This is a genomic window from Streptomyces sp. BRA346, from assembly GCF_052851135.1.
Genome location: NZ_JAIWIH010000004.1, coordinates 58,255 through 74,390, shown reverse-complemented (window position 1 = coordinate 74,390; position 16,136 = coordinate 58,255). Strand labels below are relative to the sequence as shown.

At 72.4% G+C, this 16,136-nt stretch carries 13 protein-coding genes; 4 read left to right on the top strand and 9 right to left on the bottom strand.

Annotation, left to right across the window (positions count from 1 at the left end):
• Positions 1-28: 28 nt before the first annotated feature.
• Positions 29-445: an organic hydroperoxide resistance protein gene (locus LCH29_RS06000; protein ID WP_446460633.1), complete on the top strand. Its 417-nt coding sequence runs from the start codon at positions 29-31 to the stop codon at positions 443-445.
• A 46-nt stretch (positions 446-491) separates the two neighbouring features.
• Here the strand turns inward: LCH29_RS06000 and LCH29_RS05995 are convergent, their stop codons facing one another.
• The 4 genes from LCH29_RS05995 to LCH29_RS05980 all read right to left on the bottom strand — a co-directional run bounded on the left by LCH29_RS05995 (position 492) and on the right by LCH29_RS05980 (position 6,995).
• A complete protein-coding gene (locus LCH29_RS05995; protein WP_446460632.1) occupies positions 492-1,124 on the bottom strand; it encodes a LysE family translocator in 633 nt (210 codons plus the stop codon).
• A gap of 44 nt (positions 1,125-1,168) precedes the next feature.
• Complete coding sequence (locus LCH29_RS05990) at positions 1,169-2,032, bottom strand: esterase/lipase family protein (protein ID WP_446460631.1); 864 nt, start codon at positions 2,030-2,032, stop codon at positions 1,169-1,171.
• Positions 2,033-2,247: 215 nt separating this feature from the next.
• Complete coding sequence (locus tag LCH29_RS05985; RefSeq protein ID WP_446460778.1) at positions 2,248-3,414, bottom strand: DNA polymerase Y family protein; 1,167 nt, start codon at positions 3,412-3,414, stop codon at positions 2,248-2,250.
• Between the two features lie 92 nt (positions 3,415-3,506).
• Positions 3,507-6,995, bottom strand: coding sequence for a DNA polymerase III subunit alpha (locus tag LCH29_RS05980; protein WP_446460630.1), 3,489 nt, complete (start codon positions 6,993-6,995; stop codon positions 3,507-3,509).
• A 221-nt stretch (positions 6,996-7,216) separates the two neighbouring features.
• On the opposite strand from LCH29_RS05980, the gene LCH29_RS05975 reads away from it, so the two are divergent.
• Both LCH29_RS05975 and LCH29_RS05970 read left to right on the top strand, forming a co-directional pair.
• Positions 7,217-7,669 carry a PPOX class F420-dependent oxidoreductase gene (locus LCH29_RS05975; RefSeq protein WP_446460629.1) on the top strand — a complete coding sequence of 151 codons (453 nt, stop codon included), beginning with the start codon at positions 7,217-7,219 and terminating at the stop codon, positions 7,667-7,669.
• 344 nt (positions 7,670-8,013) lie between these two features.
• Positions 8,014-8,463: a subtilase-type protease inhibitor gene (locus tag LCH29_RS05970; protein WP_446460628.1), complete on the top strand. Its 450-nt coding sequence runs from the start codon at positions 8,014-8,016 to the stop codon at positions 8,461-8,463.
• A 124-nt stretch (positions 8,464-8,587) separates the two neighbouring features.
• On the opposite strand, the gene LCH29_RS05965 is transcribed toward LCH29_RS05970, so the two are convergent.
• The 4 genes from LCH29_RS05965 to LCH29_RS05950 form a co-directional block, all read right to left on the bottom strand.
• Positions 8,588-9,664, bottom strand: coding sequence for a S1 family peptidase (locus LCH29_RS05965; RefSeq protein WP_446460627.1), 1,077 nt, complete (start codon positions 9,662-9,664; stop codon positions 8,588-8,590).
• Between the two features lie 260 nt (positions 9,665-9,924).
• The gene (locus LCH29_RS05960; RefSeq protein WP_446460626.1) at positions 9,925-10,860 is read right to left on the bottom strand and encodes a slipin family protein; all 936 of its coding nucleotides are present in this window, start codon (positions 10,858-10,860) and stop codon (positions 9,925-9,927) included.
• A gap of 165 nt (positions 10,861-11,025) precedes the next feature.
• Complete coding sequence (locus tag LCH29_RS05955) at positions 11,026-11,931, bottom strand: S1 family peptidase (protein ID WP_446460777.1); 906 nt, start codon at positions 11,929-11,931, stop codon at positions 11,026-11,028.
• Between the two features lie 973 nt (positions 11,932-12,904).
• Positions 12,905-14,158 carry a DUF5685 family protein gene (locus LCH29_RS05950; protein ID WP_446460625.1) on the bottom strand — a complete coding sequence of 418 codons (1,254 nt, stop codon included), beginning with the start codon at positions 14,156-14,158 and terminating at the stop codon, positions 12,905-12,907.
• A gap of 233 nt (positions 14,159-14,391) precedes the next feature.
• Here LCH29_RS05950 and LCH29_RS05945 point away from each other — a divergent pair, with 233 nt between their 5' ends.
• Positions 14,392-14,826 (top strand): cell division protein SepF, encoded by a 435-nt coding sequence (locus tag LCH29_RS05945; RefSeq protein ID WP_123105865.1) that lies wholly within the window; start codon positions 14,392-14,394, stop codon positions 14,824-14,826.
• Between the two features lie 15 nt (positions 14,827-14,841).
• On the opposite strand, the gene LCH29_RS05940 is transcribed toward LCH29_RS05945, so the two are convergent.
• The gene (locus tag LCH29_RS05940) at positions 14,842-16,029 is read right to left on the bottom strand and encodes an acyl-CoA dehydrogenase family protein (protein WP_446460624.1); all 1,188 of its coding nucleotides are present in this window, start codon (positions 16,027-16,029) and stop codon (positions 14,842-14,844) included.
• Positions 16,030-16,136: the final 107 nt, after the last annotated feature.

The window sequence follows — 16,136 nt, the reverse complement described above, 5'->3', positions numbered from 1 at the left end:
CACCGGGACTCGAAAGGGATTGGTCTTCATGGATGCGCTCTACACCGCGGTGGCCACGGCGAACGGCCGCGACGGACGCGCCGTCAGCTCCGACGGGCGGCTCGACCTGCCCCTCGCCATGCCGCCCGCCCTCGGCGGCGACGGTCAGGGCACCAACCCGGAGCAGCTGTTCGCCGCGGGCTACGCCGCCTGCTTCGCGAGCGCGCTCGGCCTCGTAGGCCGCCAGGCCAAGGTGGACACCAAGGACATCTCCGTCACCGCCGAGGTCGGCATCGGCAAGGACGAGTCGGACGGCGGCTTCGCCCTCAAGGTGACGCTGCGCGTCGAGCTGCCGGGCGAGCTGGAGAACGAGACCGGCCGCAAGCTGGTCGAGCAGGCGCACCAGGTGTGCCCGTACTCGAAGGCGACGAAGGGCAACGTCGAGGTCGAGCTGATCTCCGAATAAGCCGAATCCGCCGGGCAAGCCGAATACCCCGCATGGCCCGCGCGGGCTACTCCGTCGCCACCCGCACTCCGAGCCCGATCAGGGCGGCCCCCAGCAGGGTGTCCTGAGCCCGCCGCACCCGGCGGGAACGGAGGAGATGGCGGAGACGGTGGACGGCCCAGGCGGTGAGGCCGAGCCCGGCGAACTGGAACAGCACGGCGACCGCCGCGAGGCCCAGGGCGATCGGCACCGCCTGGGCCGCGCGGTCCGCGGGGACGAACTGGGGCAGGGCCGCCACGAAGAACAGCGTCGCCTTCGGGTTGGTGAGGTTGGTCAGCAGCCCCTCGGTGAAGGGGTTGCCGCCGCGCGGCACCCCGGGGCGCTCCTCGACGGGACCGGGGTCGGCCGCGCCGGGCGACCGCCAGGCGGACCACAGCGAGCGCCCGCCGAGGACGACCAGCACCAGGGCACCCGCCAGCTTGACCGCCTCGAAGGCCGCGTCGCTGCGCAGCAGCAGTTCCGCCAGGCCGAAGGCGACCGCCGTCGCGTGCACGAACAGCCCGGCCGCGCAGCCGAGCGCGGTGCGCAGCCCGGCCGCACGCCCGCCGCGCAGCGCGCTGCGGATCACCACGGCGGTGTCCAGGCCGGGCGTGATCGTGATCAGCAGACACAGCCCGAGGAACGACGCGAATCCGGTCATGCGGCCCATGGTGTTACGCCGGAGGGCCCGAGTCGACCCCCGCGTCAGTCGTCCGAGGCGCAGGTCGTCGGGGTGGCGTGCGCCGGGTCGAGGGCGTTGGCGGCCTCGTGGAAGGCGAGGCCGTCGGTCAGCCCGATGGTCAGGTGCTCGGACAGGTCGGAGGCGCACAGGTCCTGGAGCACGACGTTCTTGACGTCCGGGCCGGTCAGGAACTGGCTGCGGTACGGCGTGACCACCTCGTCGTACCGGGTGGCGATGACGGTGTAGCGCACCCCGGGAACGGTGTCGCCGCCCGCGTTGAGCCGGTTCAGGAAGTCCGACCCGGCCACCTGGTCCATCAGCCCCGGGGCCGCCTTGGCGACGGCGTCGCCGAGGCCCGGGAAGAGGTCCAGCAGCTTCGTCAGCCCGGACAGGGTCGTGCCGTGGTTGGACGGGGCGAGGCCCACCAGGGCGTTCACCTTGGCCGCGCCGCCCAGGAACTTCAGGTAGTAGCGGGGCATCATCCCGCCCTGGGAGTGGCCGACCATGTCGACCTCGGCGGCTCCGGTGGCAGCGAGCACCCGGTCGACGTACGACGACAGCTGCCCGGCGGACCGGTCGACGGGGCCGAGCCCGTGGAAGAAGGGCACGCCGGGGAGTTGGCCGTAGTCGAGGGAGAAGACGCAGTAGCCGCGGTCCACCAGGTACGGGGCGAGGCCGAGCCAGTTGTCGACGGAGTTGCCGAGGGTGCCGTGGACGAGGACGACGGGCCGGGGGTGCTGGGCGGAGGGCTTGCAGGAGTAGTCGTTCCAGCCGCTGGCGGTGGTCTGCGACGACTGGGCGGCCGCGGCGGCGGGGGCCGCGGTCGCCGCCGCGACCGCCAGGGTCAGGGCGGGCAGGAAGGTGCGGATGTTCCTCCAGGGCAGCATCACATGAACTCCTCGCGGTGGGGGTGGAGTTGCACTGACGGCGCACCCTGTGACCCGGATCACAAGCGTGTGGCGCGGGGATCAAATTACGTGCGAGTAGCGAAGACTTCCAGCCATCGGCCGGTGAAGAAAGGTTCACGTAGCCCTTACGCGACGTCCAGGTCTTACGCGACGTCCGGCCTTACGCGACGTCCGGCCTTACGCGACGTCCGGCCTTACGCGACGTCCAGGAACCCGGCGGGCCGGACCGCGGACGCCCCGAAGCGGGCCCGCGCCTGGTCGGCGGCGGCCTCCGCCCGGCGGGCCTTGTCGTCCTCGGCGTCGAAGGACAGCTGGTGGGAGGCGAGTTCGGCGCCCATCAGCCCCTCGGCCCGCAGCGCGACGGACCGCACCCGGGCCCGCTGGAGCCCGAGCGCGTCGTGCAGCGCGTACGCGGCTGCGGTCAGCACCGGGGTGTGGGCGGTCGGCTCGGTCAGGGTCCGGGAGCGGGTCGTCGAGGAGCCGTCGGCGTACCGGACGGTGAGGCCGAGCCGGGCCGCGATCTGCCCGCTCGTCCGCAGCCGGATCCCGAGCCCGTCGGCGAGCGTCAGCAGCGCCCGGCGCCGCCGGACCGGGTCCAGCTCATCGTGGTCGAAACGGTGTTCGGCGCCCATGGCGCGGGCGGGGGCGTTCGGGCTGACGGGCGCGGGGTCGATGCCGTGCGCCCAGGCGTGCACCCGGCGCGCGGTCGCCGCGCCGAGGATCCGCTGGAGCGTGGCCAGCGGCGCGGCGGCGATCCGCTCGGTGCTGTCGAGCCCGTACGCGCACAGGGCCCTGGCGGTCGCGGCGCCCACGCCGGGCAGGGCGATGGGCGGCTTACGGGCCAGGAAACCGGCGACGGCGTCGGGGTCATCGGGGACGGTACGGACCGCGCCGGGCGTGTTCGGCGGGGCGTCGTGGGCGGCCATGCGGGCGAGCATGGGGTTGGCGGCGACGCCCACGGTGCAGTCGACGCCGTACCGGGCCAGCGCCCGTACCCGTACGATCTCCGCGAGCCCCGCCGCGTCCCGCCCGAAGTACCGCAGCGCACCCCGGACATCGGCGAGCGCGGCATCGGGCGGCAGCGCCTCCACGACGGGCGTCACCTCGCCGAGCAGCGCGAGCAGCCCCTGATAGACGTCCTCGGCGAGCGGGGCGTCGGCCTGGAACCGCACGTACAGGACATGCGCGTCGCCCCCGGCCGCCGGACGAGGCGCGGCCTCGGAGCCACCACCCGGCCCCGGATCCGGGCCGGGACCCGGCTCGGATCCGCTCGGCGCACCGCCCTCGGCCGCCGGAGCGCATGCCGCGGCGGGGCCACCGCGCGGGGCGGCCGTACGCGTCACCGGTGCCGGTGCGGACATGGGCGGGGGCATCCCCGCCGGGGCATCGTGCGGAGGCGGTGCCGGGGTGACGGCGGCCGTCGGGGGCGGGGGGTCGTCGGTCGGTTTCGTGCTCATCCCGCGCTCCCCGGGCTCGAGTGCCACAGCTTGCGGCCGGTGGCGGACTGGTCGCCCGCGGGCCGGAGGTCGGCCCAGGGGTGCATGGCGTAGCCGGTGGACAGCTGGATGCGGCGGCCGGAGTCGGCCCCGACCTCCTCCGGGCTCGCGCCCGCCAGCTCGGCGGCGACCGCTTCCAGTCCGCCTTCGCTGCGCAGCCGGGCCAGTTCGGCGAGGTTCCAGACGGCCGAGCCGACGACGCTGAGGCTGCGCGGGCCGCGGCGCTGGACGACGCCGCGCACCAGCAGCAGCCAGGAGTGGAAGACGGTGTGCGCGCAGGCGGCGTGGCTGTCGTCGAAGAAGGCGCAGTCGACCAGGCCCGTGCCGTCGTCCAGGGTGGTGAAGATGACCCGGCGGCCGGAGCGGATCGGCGGGGTCTGGGTGGCGGCCTTGGCGCCCGCGACGAGCACCGTCTCCCCGTGCCGGGCCGACCGCAGCCGCTTCGCTGGCATCGCGCCCAGCTCGTCCAGGAAGGCCCGGTGGTCGGCCATCAGATGGCGGGAGACGTCCATGCCGAGGATGCCCAGCTCGGCGCCGAGGCGTTCGCCGTCGTCGAGGTCGGGCAGCCCGGCGGGGGCGGGCGGGCCGGTTTCGGCCAGCGGCAGCTGGCCCTCGTCATGGGTCCCGGCGCGCTGCCGGTGCAGTTCGGCGATGTGCAGCAGCAGGTCGCGGCGGCCCGTACCGAACGCGTCCAACGCCCCGACCTGGGCCAGCCGTTCGGCGACGGGCCGTCCGGGGTGGGCGCGCAGCCACAGGTCCTGGAGCGAGGAGTAGGGCTGACCGGCGGCGATCCGCCGTGTCTCGGCCTCGCTGATGCCGTGGACGTCGCTCAGCGCCAGCCGGACGCCGACATCACCATTCTCGGACACCAGTTCGATCCGATACTCGGAGCCCGACCGGTTCACATCGAGCGGAAGGATCGGTACGCCCCGCCGCCGCGCGTCCGCCAGCAGCAGCCGCTTCGGGTACATCCCGGGGTCATGCGTGAGCAGTCCCGCGTAGAAGGCCGCCGGATGGTGGGCCTTGAGCCAGGCGGACTGGTACGTGGGGACCGCGAAGGCCACCGCGTGCGCCTTGCAGAAGCCGTACGAACCGAACGCCTCGACGATCTCCCAGGTGCGGCCCAGCACCTCCGCCGAGTACCCCCGCCGACCCGCCTCGGCGTGGAACCAGGCCCGCACCCGGCCCTGCCGCTCGGGGTCGGACAGGGCGCGGCGCGCCTCGTCGGCGAGGTCCCGTTCGCATCCGGTCATGATCGACAGGATCTTGATGATCTGCTCGTGGAAGACGACGACCCCGTAGGTCTCGCGCAGCGCGTCCTCCAGGTCCGGATGCGGATAGCGGGCGGGGCGGCGGCCGTGCCGGGCCTCGATGAAGGGGCGCACCATGTCGGCGGCGACCGGGCCCGGCCGGAAGAGCGATATGTCGACCACGAGGTCGTGGAAGGAGTCGGGCTGGAGCCGTCCGAGGAGATCGCGCTGGCCGGGCGACTCGATCTGGAAGCAGCCGAGCGTCTCGGTGGAGCGGATCAGGTCGTACGTCGCCGGGTCGCCGGGCCGGACCTGCGCGGGGTCGTCGAGGTCGACGGTCTGCCCGGTGGCCCGCCGGATCTCGGCGACCGCGTGCGCCATCGCGGACTGCATGCGCACACCGAGGACGTCGAGCTTGAGCAGCCCCAGCTCCTCGACGTCGTCCTTGTCGAACTGCGACATGGGGAAGCCCTCGCCGCTGGTCGGCACGATGGGGGTACGGGCGAGCAGCCCGGCGTCCGAGAGCAGCACCCCGCAGGGGTGCATGGCGATGCCGCGGGGCAGGCCGTCGAGCGCCTCGACCAGCTCCCAGAGCTTGCCGAATCGTTCCTGCTCAGCCGTCGCCTCTCGCAGTTCTTTCAGCTCCGGCAGTTCGGCGAGCGCCGCGCGCGCGTCGCGGGCGCGGATGTGCGGGAAGGACTTGGCGAGCCGGTCCACCTCGGCCGGGTCCATGCCGAGGGCGGCGCCCACGTCCCGTACGGCGTGCCGCACCCGGTAGGTCTCGGGCATCGAGACGGTCGCGACCCGCTCCGCCCCGAAGCGGTCGAAGATCGCGCGGTAGACGTCGAGGCGGCGCGCCGACTCCACGTCGATGTCGATGTCGGGCAGCGCGGCCCGCCGCACCGACAGGAAGCGCTCCATCAGCAGACCGCAGGCCACGGGGTCGGCGTGGGCGACGCCGAGCAGATGGTTGACGAAGGAGCCCGCGCCGGAGCCGCGGGCGGCCACCCGCACCCCGAGCGCCCGGGTGTCGTCCACGACCCGGGCGACGGTGAGGAAGTACGAGGCGAAGCCGAGCCGTTCGATGGTGCGCAGCTCGTCCTCCAGCCGCTCCCAGCGCGCCCGGTCGCGGTCGTAGCCGCGCAGCACCATGGCGGCGGCGCAGCGCGACCGCAGCACCCGCTCGGCGCTCCGCCGCCCGGCACCGACCAGGCGCGGTTCGGGGAAGTGGACGGTGCCGAGGCCGATGTGGTCCTCGGGGTCGACCAGGCACGCGGCGGCGGTGCGCGCCGTCTCCTCCAGCAGCCGGTGCGCGCCGTCCCGCCGCTGTCCGGCCGCCTCCGCGATCCGCTCGGCGGCGCGCGCCATGTCGCGCGGGCCCTTGAGCCAGCGTTCCCCGCTGTCGAGCGAGGCGGGGTCGCGCGGGTCGATGGGGACGAGCCTGCGGGCGGAGTCCAGGACGTCGGCGACCGGGCCCCCGCCGGGGTCGGCGTAGCGGACGGCGTTGCTGAGGACGGCCCGGACGCCCTGGTCGGCGGCGAAGCCGACGGTACGGGCGGCCAGCCGCAGCGAGCCGGGCCCGGTGCCGGAGCGGCCGTGCCACACGGCCTCGAGCCGCAGCGCGTCGCCGAACAGTTCGCGCCAGGGGGCGAGCAGCCGCGCGGCCCGGTCGGGGCGTCCGGCGGCCAAGGCGCGGCCGACGTCGGAGTCCGGGCCGAGGAGCGCGGTCACCAGGGCGAGCGCCCCGGGGGCGCTCAGCAGATCGCCCCAGTGCAGCAGGGGCGGTCCGTCGCCGTTGGTCCGGGCGGAGCCGGGGTGGCCGAGCCCGGCGTGGGCGGCGGAGACCAGCCCGCACAGCGCGGCCCAGCCGGCGGCGCCGTCCCGGGCGAGGAAGACCGCCCGGGGCGCGGACTCGTCGATGAACGCCCCGCCGCGCACCGGCGTGCGCCGCCGGGCGGTGCGCCCCGGGTCCGGGGGTTCCGCCCGGACGGCCAGATCCACCCCGAAGAGCGGCCTGACCCCCGCGGCCTCACTCGCCCGGGCGAACCGCACCGCTCCGGCGAGGCTGTCGCGGTCGGTCAGCGCGAGGGCGTCCATGCCGCGCTCGGCGGCGCACGCCGCCAGCCGCTCCGGGTGCGCGGCGCCGTACCGCATGGAGAACCCGGAGGCGGTGTGCAGATGCGTGAAGCCTGGCATCCGCACCTCCTGCTGATCACACCCCCTGGCCGATCCTGCTCTGCTCGTCCTCCCCGGCCCCCACCTTAACCCCATTCTCGAACAAGGGTGCGAGTGACATCGAGCGGACACCGGACGCCCCTCGCGGCGCTTCCATATACACCATAAGCGCGCAAATCCCCCCTTCATTCCGCGTGTCGCATCCCGGGAAATCGGCCATCGACGCCCGTATCCTGATCACCATGACGGAGCCGACCCTGCTCGACCTGCTGCGGGAACAGCGCACCGGAGCGCTCGTCACCCTCAAGCGCGACGGCCGCCCCCAGCTGTCCAACGTCGCCTACAGCTACGACCCGGCCGAGCACCTCATCCGCATCTCGGTCACCGAAGACCGCGCCAAGACCCGCAATCTGCGCCGCGATCCGCGCGCGAGCTTCTACGTCACCAGCGGCGACCACTTCTCCTACCTGGTGGCCGAGGGCACCGCCGAGCTGACACCGGTGACGACCGACCCCCACGACGCCACCGCCGACGAGCTGGTCGAGGTCTACCGCGCCATCCAGGGCGACCACCCGGACTGGGAGGAGTTCCGCGCCGCGATGGTGGCGGACCGCCGCCTGGTGGTGCGACTGCGGGCCGACCGCGCGTACGGCTGGGGCCGCCACACCGGTCCGCTCAGCGGCGGACTCGACTGACTCGTCCCGTTACGGTCGGCTTGCCCTGGCAGATTCTCGCTCTGCCGTCACTCACGCACCGGCACTCCCGGGACACCCCTCGAACGAGCGCGTTTGAATCGATTCGAGCGCCGCTGAACTGTCGTTCGACAAGACGGCCCACCGATCACACTCCCCCGGCCCGCACACCTGGCCGCACCCGGTCGACACGCGGCGTTCCCCTGGGCCACACCGTGCACACGCGACAATGAGCCACCGGATGACTACGTGCGGCGACCGGAAGTGCTCGATCAACGTGCGTTCCCGATGCGCGGGGCGTAGAACTCCGTCCGGTATCTGCAATCACGAGCAAGGGAGTGTTCGATATGCGGAAGACGACAAGGGCGATCGGCGGCCTCGGAGCCGCGCTGGCCATGAGCGCCGCGCTCGGGCTGGGGGCGAGCGGCACGGCACACGCCGAGCCTGCGACGCCGAAGAGCCTGTACCCGCCCTCCGCGCTGGTCCTCACCGTCGGCTACGGACCCGACGACGCGTCCTCGGTGGCCGTGCAGCGCGCGGTGACGCTCAGCTGTCAGCCCACCCCCACGGGTACCCACCCGGCGCCCGCCCGAGCCTGCGCCGAACTGCGCGCCGTGAACGGCGAGTTCTCCACGCTGACCGAGGCGACCGAGTCCGGCCGGATGTGCACCAAGGAGTGGCGGCCGGTGACCGTCACCGCGGAGGGCATCTGGGACGGTCAGCGGGTGTCGTACGAGCACACCTTCGCCAACAACTGCCTCAAGAACGCGGCCGTGACCCAGCTCTACGAGTTCTGAGGTCTGCGCGCCCCAGGGGCTGAGCGAAGCGAAGGCCCCCGGACACCGTCCACGGGTGTCCGGGGGCCTGTCCCTGTGCGGGCGCGTGCCGCGGGAGAGCTGCCGGGCTACAGCTGTCGGCGTGTCAGCCGATCTTGGCGCCGTACGCCTCCAGCGCCTCCGGCACCGGCTGGAAGAACGTCTCGCCGCCCGAGGAGCAGTCACCGCTGCCGCCGGAGGTCAGACCGAGCGCCGTGTCGCCCGCGAAGAGCGCGCCGCCGCTGTCGCCGGGCTCGGCGCAGACGTTGGTCTTGATGAGCCCGCTGACCGAGCCCTCCTGGTAGTTGACGGTGGCGTCCAGGCCGGTGACCTCGCCGTCGTGCACCTGGGTGGTGGAGCCGCTGCGGGTCACCTTCTGGCCGACGGTGGCCTCACCGGCCTTGGAGATGGCCTGGCTGTCGCCGTTGTAGAGGTTCACCTCGCTCGGGTGCGCGACGTCCTTGGTGTACTTGACCAGGCCGTAGTCGTTCCCGGGGAAGTCGCTCCCCTCGTTGGCCCCGATCTCGTCACCGCCCTGCGCGTCGGACCAGCTCTTGATGGACTCGGTGCAATGACCGGCGGTCAGGAAGTACGGCTGGCCGTCCTTGACCACGTTGAACCCCAGCGAGCAGCGCCCGCCACCGCCCCAGATGGCGTCGCCGCCCGCGAGGAAGGTGGAGAACCTACCGGCCGAGCGCTTCACCTCGACCTTGTCGCCCAGGCTCTTGGCGACCTTGTCGAGCGTGGCCATCCGGCTGCCCTTGACGCTGCTGTCCGCGGTGACGACGACCTTGTTGGCTCTGGGGTCGATTGACCACGAGGTGCCGGGAATGGTCGCCTTGTCCTTCAGGGTGGTGCGCGCCTGCTTCAGCTGGGCCAGCGTGTGTTCGACCACCTTGGCCTCGGCGCCCGCGTCGCGGACCCGCTCGGCGGCGGCCTTGTTCACCACGTTGACCACGAGCTTCTTGGCCTTGGCGTCGTAGTACGAACCGGCGGCGTCACTCTTGAGCGCCGACGTGAGGGTGTTCGCGAGCTTGCCCGCGGAGCTCACCGAGAGCGTGTGGGGCTGCGGCTCGGTGGGGGCGGCGTTGGCGTTCTGCAAGGTGAGGGCGGCGGCGGCCAGAGCCACGGCTCCGGCCCCGGCGATGGCGGCACGGCGCTTGGGTATGCGGCGGTGCTTCAACTCTCGGTCCTCCAGTGGGGGGTTGGGCCGTCGGCAGTGGGGTGCCCGGCCCGGAGGGCGTACGACACGGGGCGCGCCTGCCCGTGCGGGAGCGCGTCCATGCCAAATTGCGCCGCCGAGTATTCCCAGCGCAGCAGGGGGCGCACAAGACCGCGTTCACGTCGTCTGCGTGAAATTTATGGAGCGTGGATCCTCATATCAGGACATGACGGTGCCCGCGCGCCTCGAACGGGCACGCGGGCACGGGATTGATGCGCGGGTCAGCGCTCCACGACACGCTCCGCTTCATGCTCCGGTTCGCGCTCCGTCAGCCTGGGGACGGCCGGAGCGGGCGGGACCGCCTCCTGCCCGGCGGACACCGATTCCTGACCGGCGGACTGTCCGGCGGACACCGGTTCCTTGGCGCCGCCGCCGTTCGCCCGGGCCGCCTCCGCGGGCTGCTGGCCCCGCTCCAGGAAGCGCAGCAGCTCCACCGGAATGGGCAGGACCAGCGTGGAGTTCTTCTCGGCGGCGACCGCCATCACCGTCTGGAGCAGCCGCAGCTGGAGGGCGGACGGGGTCTCGGACATCTGCGCGGCGGCCTCGGCGAGCTTCTTCGACGCCTGGAGCTCCGCGTCGGCGTTGATCACCCGGGCCCGGCGCTCCCGGTCGGCCTCCGCCTGGCGGGCCATCGACCGCTTCATGGTCTCCGGCAGCGACACGTCCTTGATCTCGACGCGGTCGATGTGGACGCCCCAGCCGACGGCCGGGCTGTCGATCATCAGCTCCAGCCCCTGGTTGAGCTTCTCCCGGTTGGAGAGCAGATCGTCCAGATCGCTCTTGCCGATGATCGAACGCAGCGAGGTCTGGGCCATCTGGGAGACCGCGAAGCGGTAGTCCTCGACCGCGATGATCGCCTCGGCCGGGTCCACGACCTTGAAGTAGACGACCGCGTCGACCCGCACGGTCACGTTGTCGCGGGTGATGCCCTCCTGGGCGGGCACGGGCATCGTCACGATCTGCATGTTCACCTTGCGGAGCCGGTCGAAGGCCGGAGCGATCATGGTGAAGCCGGGCCCCCGGATATCCGAGCGGAGCCTCCCGAGCCGGAAGACCACCCCCCGCTCGTACTGCTTGACCACGCGGGCCGCCGCCATGGCGCAGACGACTCCGGCACAGGCCAGGATCACCACCACTGTCACGAGTGCATCGAGCATCACGGCCACCTGCCGTCCGTATCGCGAGCGATGCCCCACCTGGGGTATCGATGTCCACGATAGTCCCGCTCCGCCCGACCTGGGAGGCCTGTGGAAAACCGGAAAACCCCCGCCCGGAGGGCCCGGGCGGGGGTGTGCGTCGATCGGTGCGCCGACCGTGTCCTCTTAGTAGACGCTCACGCCGTACGCGTTCAGCGCCTCGACGACCGGCTGGAAGAAGGTGGTGCCGCCGGAGGAGCAGTTGCCGCTGCCGCCGGAGGTGAGGCCGAGGGCGGTGGAACCGGCGTACAGGGGGCCGCCGCTGTCGCCGGGCTCGGCGCAGACGGTGGTCTGGATCATGCCGTACACGATGTCGCCGCCGCCGTAGTTGACGGTGGCGTTCAGCGCCGTGACCCGGCCGCTGTGGATGCCGGTGGTGCTGCCGCGCCGGGTGACCGTCTGGCCGACGGTGGGGTTGGCGGCGCGGGTGATGTCCTGGCTGCCGACGGTGCCCTGGGGGGTGACGGAGCCGCTGTACCGGACCAGACCGTAGTCGTTGGTCGGGAAGCTGGAGCCGGACGTCGGGCCGATGGTGGTGGTCTTGCCGGAGTTCGACCACCAGGTGCCCGCACCGTCGGTGCAGTGGCCGGCGGTGACGAAGTAGTTCGCCCCGCTGCTGTTGCGTACGTTGAAGCCGAGCGAGCAGCGCCAGCTACTCGCGTAGATCGCATCGCCGCCGGAGATCAGCTTGTTGATCTTGCCCGGGGTGCGCTTGATCTCGATCGCGTCGGCGTTGGCGCCCGCCGCGTCCTTGATCTTGGCTATCTCGCTCTGGGAGACGGTGCTGTCAGCGGTGACGACCAGGTTGTTGGTCGCCTTGTCGACATACCAGGCGGTGCCCGCGACATCGGCGTCCAGGACGGCGTCGCCCGCCGCCTTGGCCTCGGCCGCGGTGAACGTGCGGGCCGCGTCGTTCCCCGCGTAGGCGGCGGGGGCGACGAGCGCCGTCCCGGCCACCAGGGCGGAGGTGGCGGCGAGGAGTGCGATGCGTCTCGCCCGGGAGCCGTGGGGGGTAGTGCGCTTGATCCTCAACTCTTCCTCCGAGGGAATCGGGGGTCTGCTTGGGTGGGCAGGCCCGTGAGGCGCAGTCAGCGAGCACGCCGGACGGGAATTTCCGACGTGCTCCTGACAAGCGCTGCCCGGAAGTATTCGCGGCCACGACCGCAAAGGGCAAGAGGACAATTCGGAAACCCACCGGGCACACGCCACATGGCCCCGGCACCTTTCGGCCGCCGGGGCAGTGCGCCCTTCCCCTGGGCACCCGGTGAGACGACCGTTATGGCCGCCGGGTTCCCCTTGGCGCCCGGTCCCGTGGCCCCGGCCCCGGGCGGCCGCCTCCGGTACCGGCTGTTCCGGGGCGCCCGGGCGGGAAAGCCCCAGATGGTCGCGGAGGGTGTGGCCCGTGTACGCGGTGCGGAAGACGCCCCGCTCCTGGAGCAGCGGAACCACCCGGTCCACAAACTCGTCGAGCCCGCCGGGGGTCAGATGCGGCACCAGGATGAAGCCGTCGGCGGCCTCGTCCCGTACGAAACGCGCCATCTCCCCGGCGACCGCCTCCGGGGTGCCGATGAACGACTGCCGCCCGGTCGCCTCGATGACGGTCTGCCGGATGGAGAGCCCCTTCTCCTCCGACAGCGCCCGCCACTTGGCGGCGAGCGCCAGCGGATCGGCGTGCCGCACCCGGCCCTGGACGAGCTGGGATCCGGGGTCCGGGTCGATGTCCGGAAGGGGACCGTCCGGGTCGTATCCGGACAGGTCCACCCCCCAGACCTGTTCCAGGGCGAGGATCGCGGTCCGACTTCGGTCGGGTGTGGTCGTCGTCCTGTTCCGGCTGACACCGCCCGCCTCCGCTGCCCCTGGGCTCTTGAGGCTTCGCCTGCCCGCCGGTCGTTTCCGGTGTGGCCGCTCACGTCCGCGTCGTCACGCGCCTTCACACACGCCTCTGCGCTCCACCCCTCCCGGTCGCGCGACCTGTTGCGGGGCGTCCTGTTTTACGGGGCGTCGACTAGCAGCCGCAATCGCAGCCGCAGTCACAACCGTCACAGCAGTTGCTACAGCAGTCGCAACCGTCACAGCAGTTACCGCAGCAATCACAACAGTCGGCGCAGTCACTGCACTTCTGGCACCAGCCCTCGCGCGGCTCTCCCGACCACGGGTCGTGGTACGGGTCCCGGCAGCACACCTGGCAGGTGCAGAAGAGCCCGGCCCACACCGCGCACCCGGCTATCAGCCCGCGCCGCCTGCCCCGGTCCGGCGGCTCGGGCGGCGCCCCGCCCGGACCGCCCGGCCCCTGCGGGGTGAACCACGGCGACTGCGGCGGCGGCGCGCCCTGGGACGACTCCGGGGCGTCCGCGACCTGTCCGGTCTGCCCGGCGTGCCCGGTGTGCGTACAGGAGGTGGTGCCGAACGCCCGGTCCACCGCGCGCGGCAGCTCGTGCGCCAGCAGCACATGGGCGAGCCTGCCGGACCGCTTGCAGGCGAAGTCGACGTCCTCGAGGGCCAGCCGCACCCCGTGCGCCGCGTCGTCGCACAGCCGGCGCACCTCGGCGAGGTCCGCGCCGGTGGCCGTGATCGGGTTCCAGGCACCCGTCTCGGCGTCCTCGGCCAGGTCCTCGACCGCGTCCAGCAGATGCGCGAGCCTGCCGAAGAGCCGTCCGGCCTCCTCCAGCGGCGCCCGGTTGCCGGGCTTCCCGGCCAGGACGGCTGTGTGGCCGAAGGCCCCGGCGGTCGCGGTCTCGGTCGGCTCCGTGACCGTCAGCAGCGAGGTGCCGGACCCCGCCAGCTCCTCGATCTCCTGCTGCCGCCCGACCGCGTCCAGCAGCACGGCCGTGTCGAAACCGATCTCGGCACCGCTGCGGGCGCCCGCCCGGTCCCACCGCCCGGCCACCCGGCGGGCGGCCGCGGCGACCGGACGGCGGGCCAACGCCCCGTCGCCGTCCGCCACATGGTCCCGTACCTTCGCGGAAGCCAGCACCAGCGAGACGGTCGCCGCGAGTCGCGCGCCCTCCCCCTGCGCCACCGACGCGGTGCGCATCCCGCGCAGCGGACACGGCCCCGCCGTGCGCCGCCAGCCGTCGGAGCGACCGGCCTGAGCCTCCACCAGAACCGATATGACCAGCCCGTCGTAGTTGGTGGCGACGCGGGCGAACTGACCGTGCTCACCGCGCAGCGCGAGGCACAACCCGCACAGATGCGCCATCCATTCCGTCCGCAAGTTTTGCGACAGCCGGTGCCGACAAGGCCGGATAATGCCAAACAAAACTGTCCCCGTTCACCCGTACGTCCCCGGTGTCACCCGTCCGGCCTGCGGAGTCTACCCAGCGCACCGTCAGCCCCCTTCATCAGGTGCAACCCTGATATGGCGCCAAACGTTGTGCACCGGTAACGTCACAAATCCGCTGTGCGGCCGCAATCCACGTGGCACATCATCCGCATCATGGACGACCATAGAGGGGCGGACAGTACACACCGTTAAGAGGAGAGGAGGCGTCCATGGGATCGGTGCGCAAGGCGAGCGCTTGGCTTGGCCTCGTCGACGACAGCGATGACGAGCGCTACTACGACGACGACTACGCCGAGGGACCCGAGCCCGGCGACTCCTGGGTGACCGACCCGCGGGTGCGGGTGGCCGACCAGGCCGCACAGGACCAGGGCACGCGGATCGCGACGGTCACCCCGGACGGGTTCCGGGACGCCCGCGGAATCGGTGAGATGTTCCGGGAGGGCATTCCGGTCATCGTCAACCTGACGACGATGGAGCCCGCCGACGCCAAGCGCGTGGTGGATTTCGCCGCCGGACTGACATTCGGGCTCCGCGGCTCCATCGAGCGCGTCGCCAACCGCGTCTTCCTCCTCACCCCCGCCGACTACCAGATCGTCAGCGGGGAGCCCAGCCGCGGAATCGGCGGCTTCTTCAACCAGAGCTGAGCTCGGCGAGGCCGCTCACCGGAAGGCATCCAGACCGGTGAGCGCCTTGCCGAGCACCAGTTGGTGCATTTCGACGGTGCCCTCGTAGGTGAGCACCGATTCCAGATTCGTCGCGTGCCGCATCACCGGGTACTCCAGGGAGATCCCGTTGGCGCCCAGGATGGTCCGGGCCGTGCGGCAGATCTCGATCGCCTCGCGCACATTGTTCAGCTTGCCGAAGCTGACCTGCTCCGGCCGCAGCCGCCCCGCGTCCATCCGCCGCCCCAGATGATGGGCGAGCAGCACGCCCTTGTGCAGTTCCACCGCCATGTCGGCGAGCTTGGCCTGGGTGAGCTGGAAGCCACCGATCGGCCGCCCGAACTGCTCCCGGGTACGGGCGTACTCCAGCGCCGACGCGAAGGACGCGCGCGCCGCGCCCAGCGCGCCCCAGATGATGCCGTAGCGGGCGTGGCTCAGACAGCTCAGCGGCCCACGCAGCCCGGTGACCTCGGGCAGTACGGCGTCGGCGGGCAGCCGCACCTCGTCCAGGACGAGTTCGCTGGTGACCGAGGCGCGCAGCGACCACTTGTGCTTGATCTCGGGGGCGGAGAAGCCGGGCGCGTCGGTGGGGACGACGAAACCGCGGACGCCCTCGTCGGTGCGGGCCCACACCACCGCGACCCCGGCCACCGAGCCATTGGTGATCCACATCTTACGGCCGGTCAGCACCCAGTCCGTGCCGTCCCGCTTGGCGTACGTGCGCATACCCGCGGGGTCGGAGCCGTGGTCGGGTTCGGTGAGCCCGAAGCAGCCGATGACCTCGCCGGAGGCCATCCGCGGCAGCCACTGCTGCTTCTGCTCCTCGGAGCCGAAGCGGTGGATGGCGTACATGGCGAGCGAGCCCTGCACCGAGACCAGGGAGCGGATGCCGGAGTCGGCGGCCTCCAGCTCCAGGCAGGCCAGCCCGTACTGGACGGCGCTGGCGCCCGAGCAGCCGTAGCCGGTGAGGGACATGCCGAGCGCGCCGAGGGAGCCGAGTTCGCGGGTCAGTTCGCGGATGCCGGGCAGTTCGCCGCGCTCGTACCAGTCGGCGATGTGGGGCAGGACGCGGTCGGCGGCCCACTGCCGCACGGTGGTCCGTACCGCCAGGTCCTCCGGCTCCAGCAGGTCGTCGATGCCCAGCGGGTCGTCGGGGTCGAACGGCGGCAGGGTGCCAGCGGACATGGGTAGCGACCTCCGGGTTCGGTGTGGCTTCCGGCCGCTGACGCTACGGCCGGGTAACGCCTGCCGTCCAGACCGTGTGGATCAGCCGGGTGCCGCGCCCTGGGCTG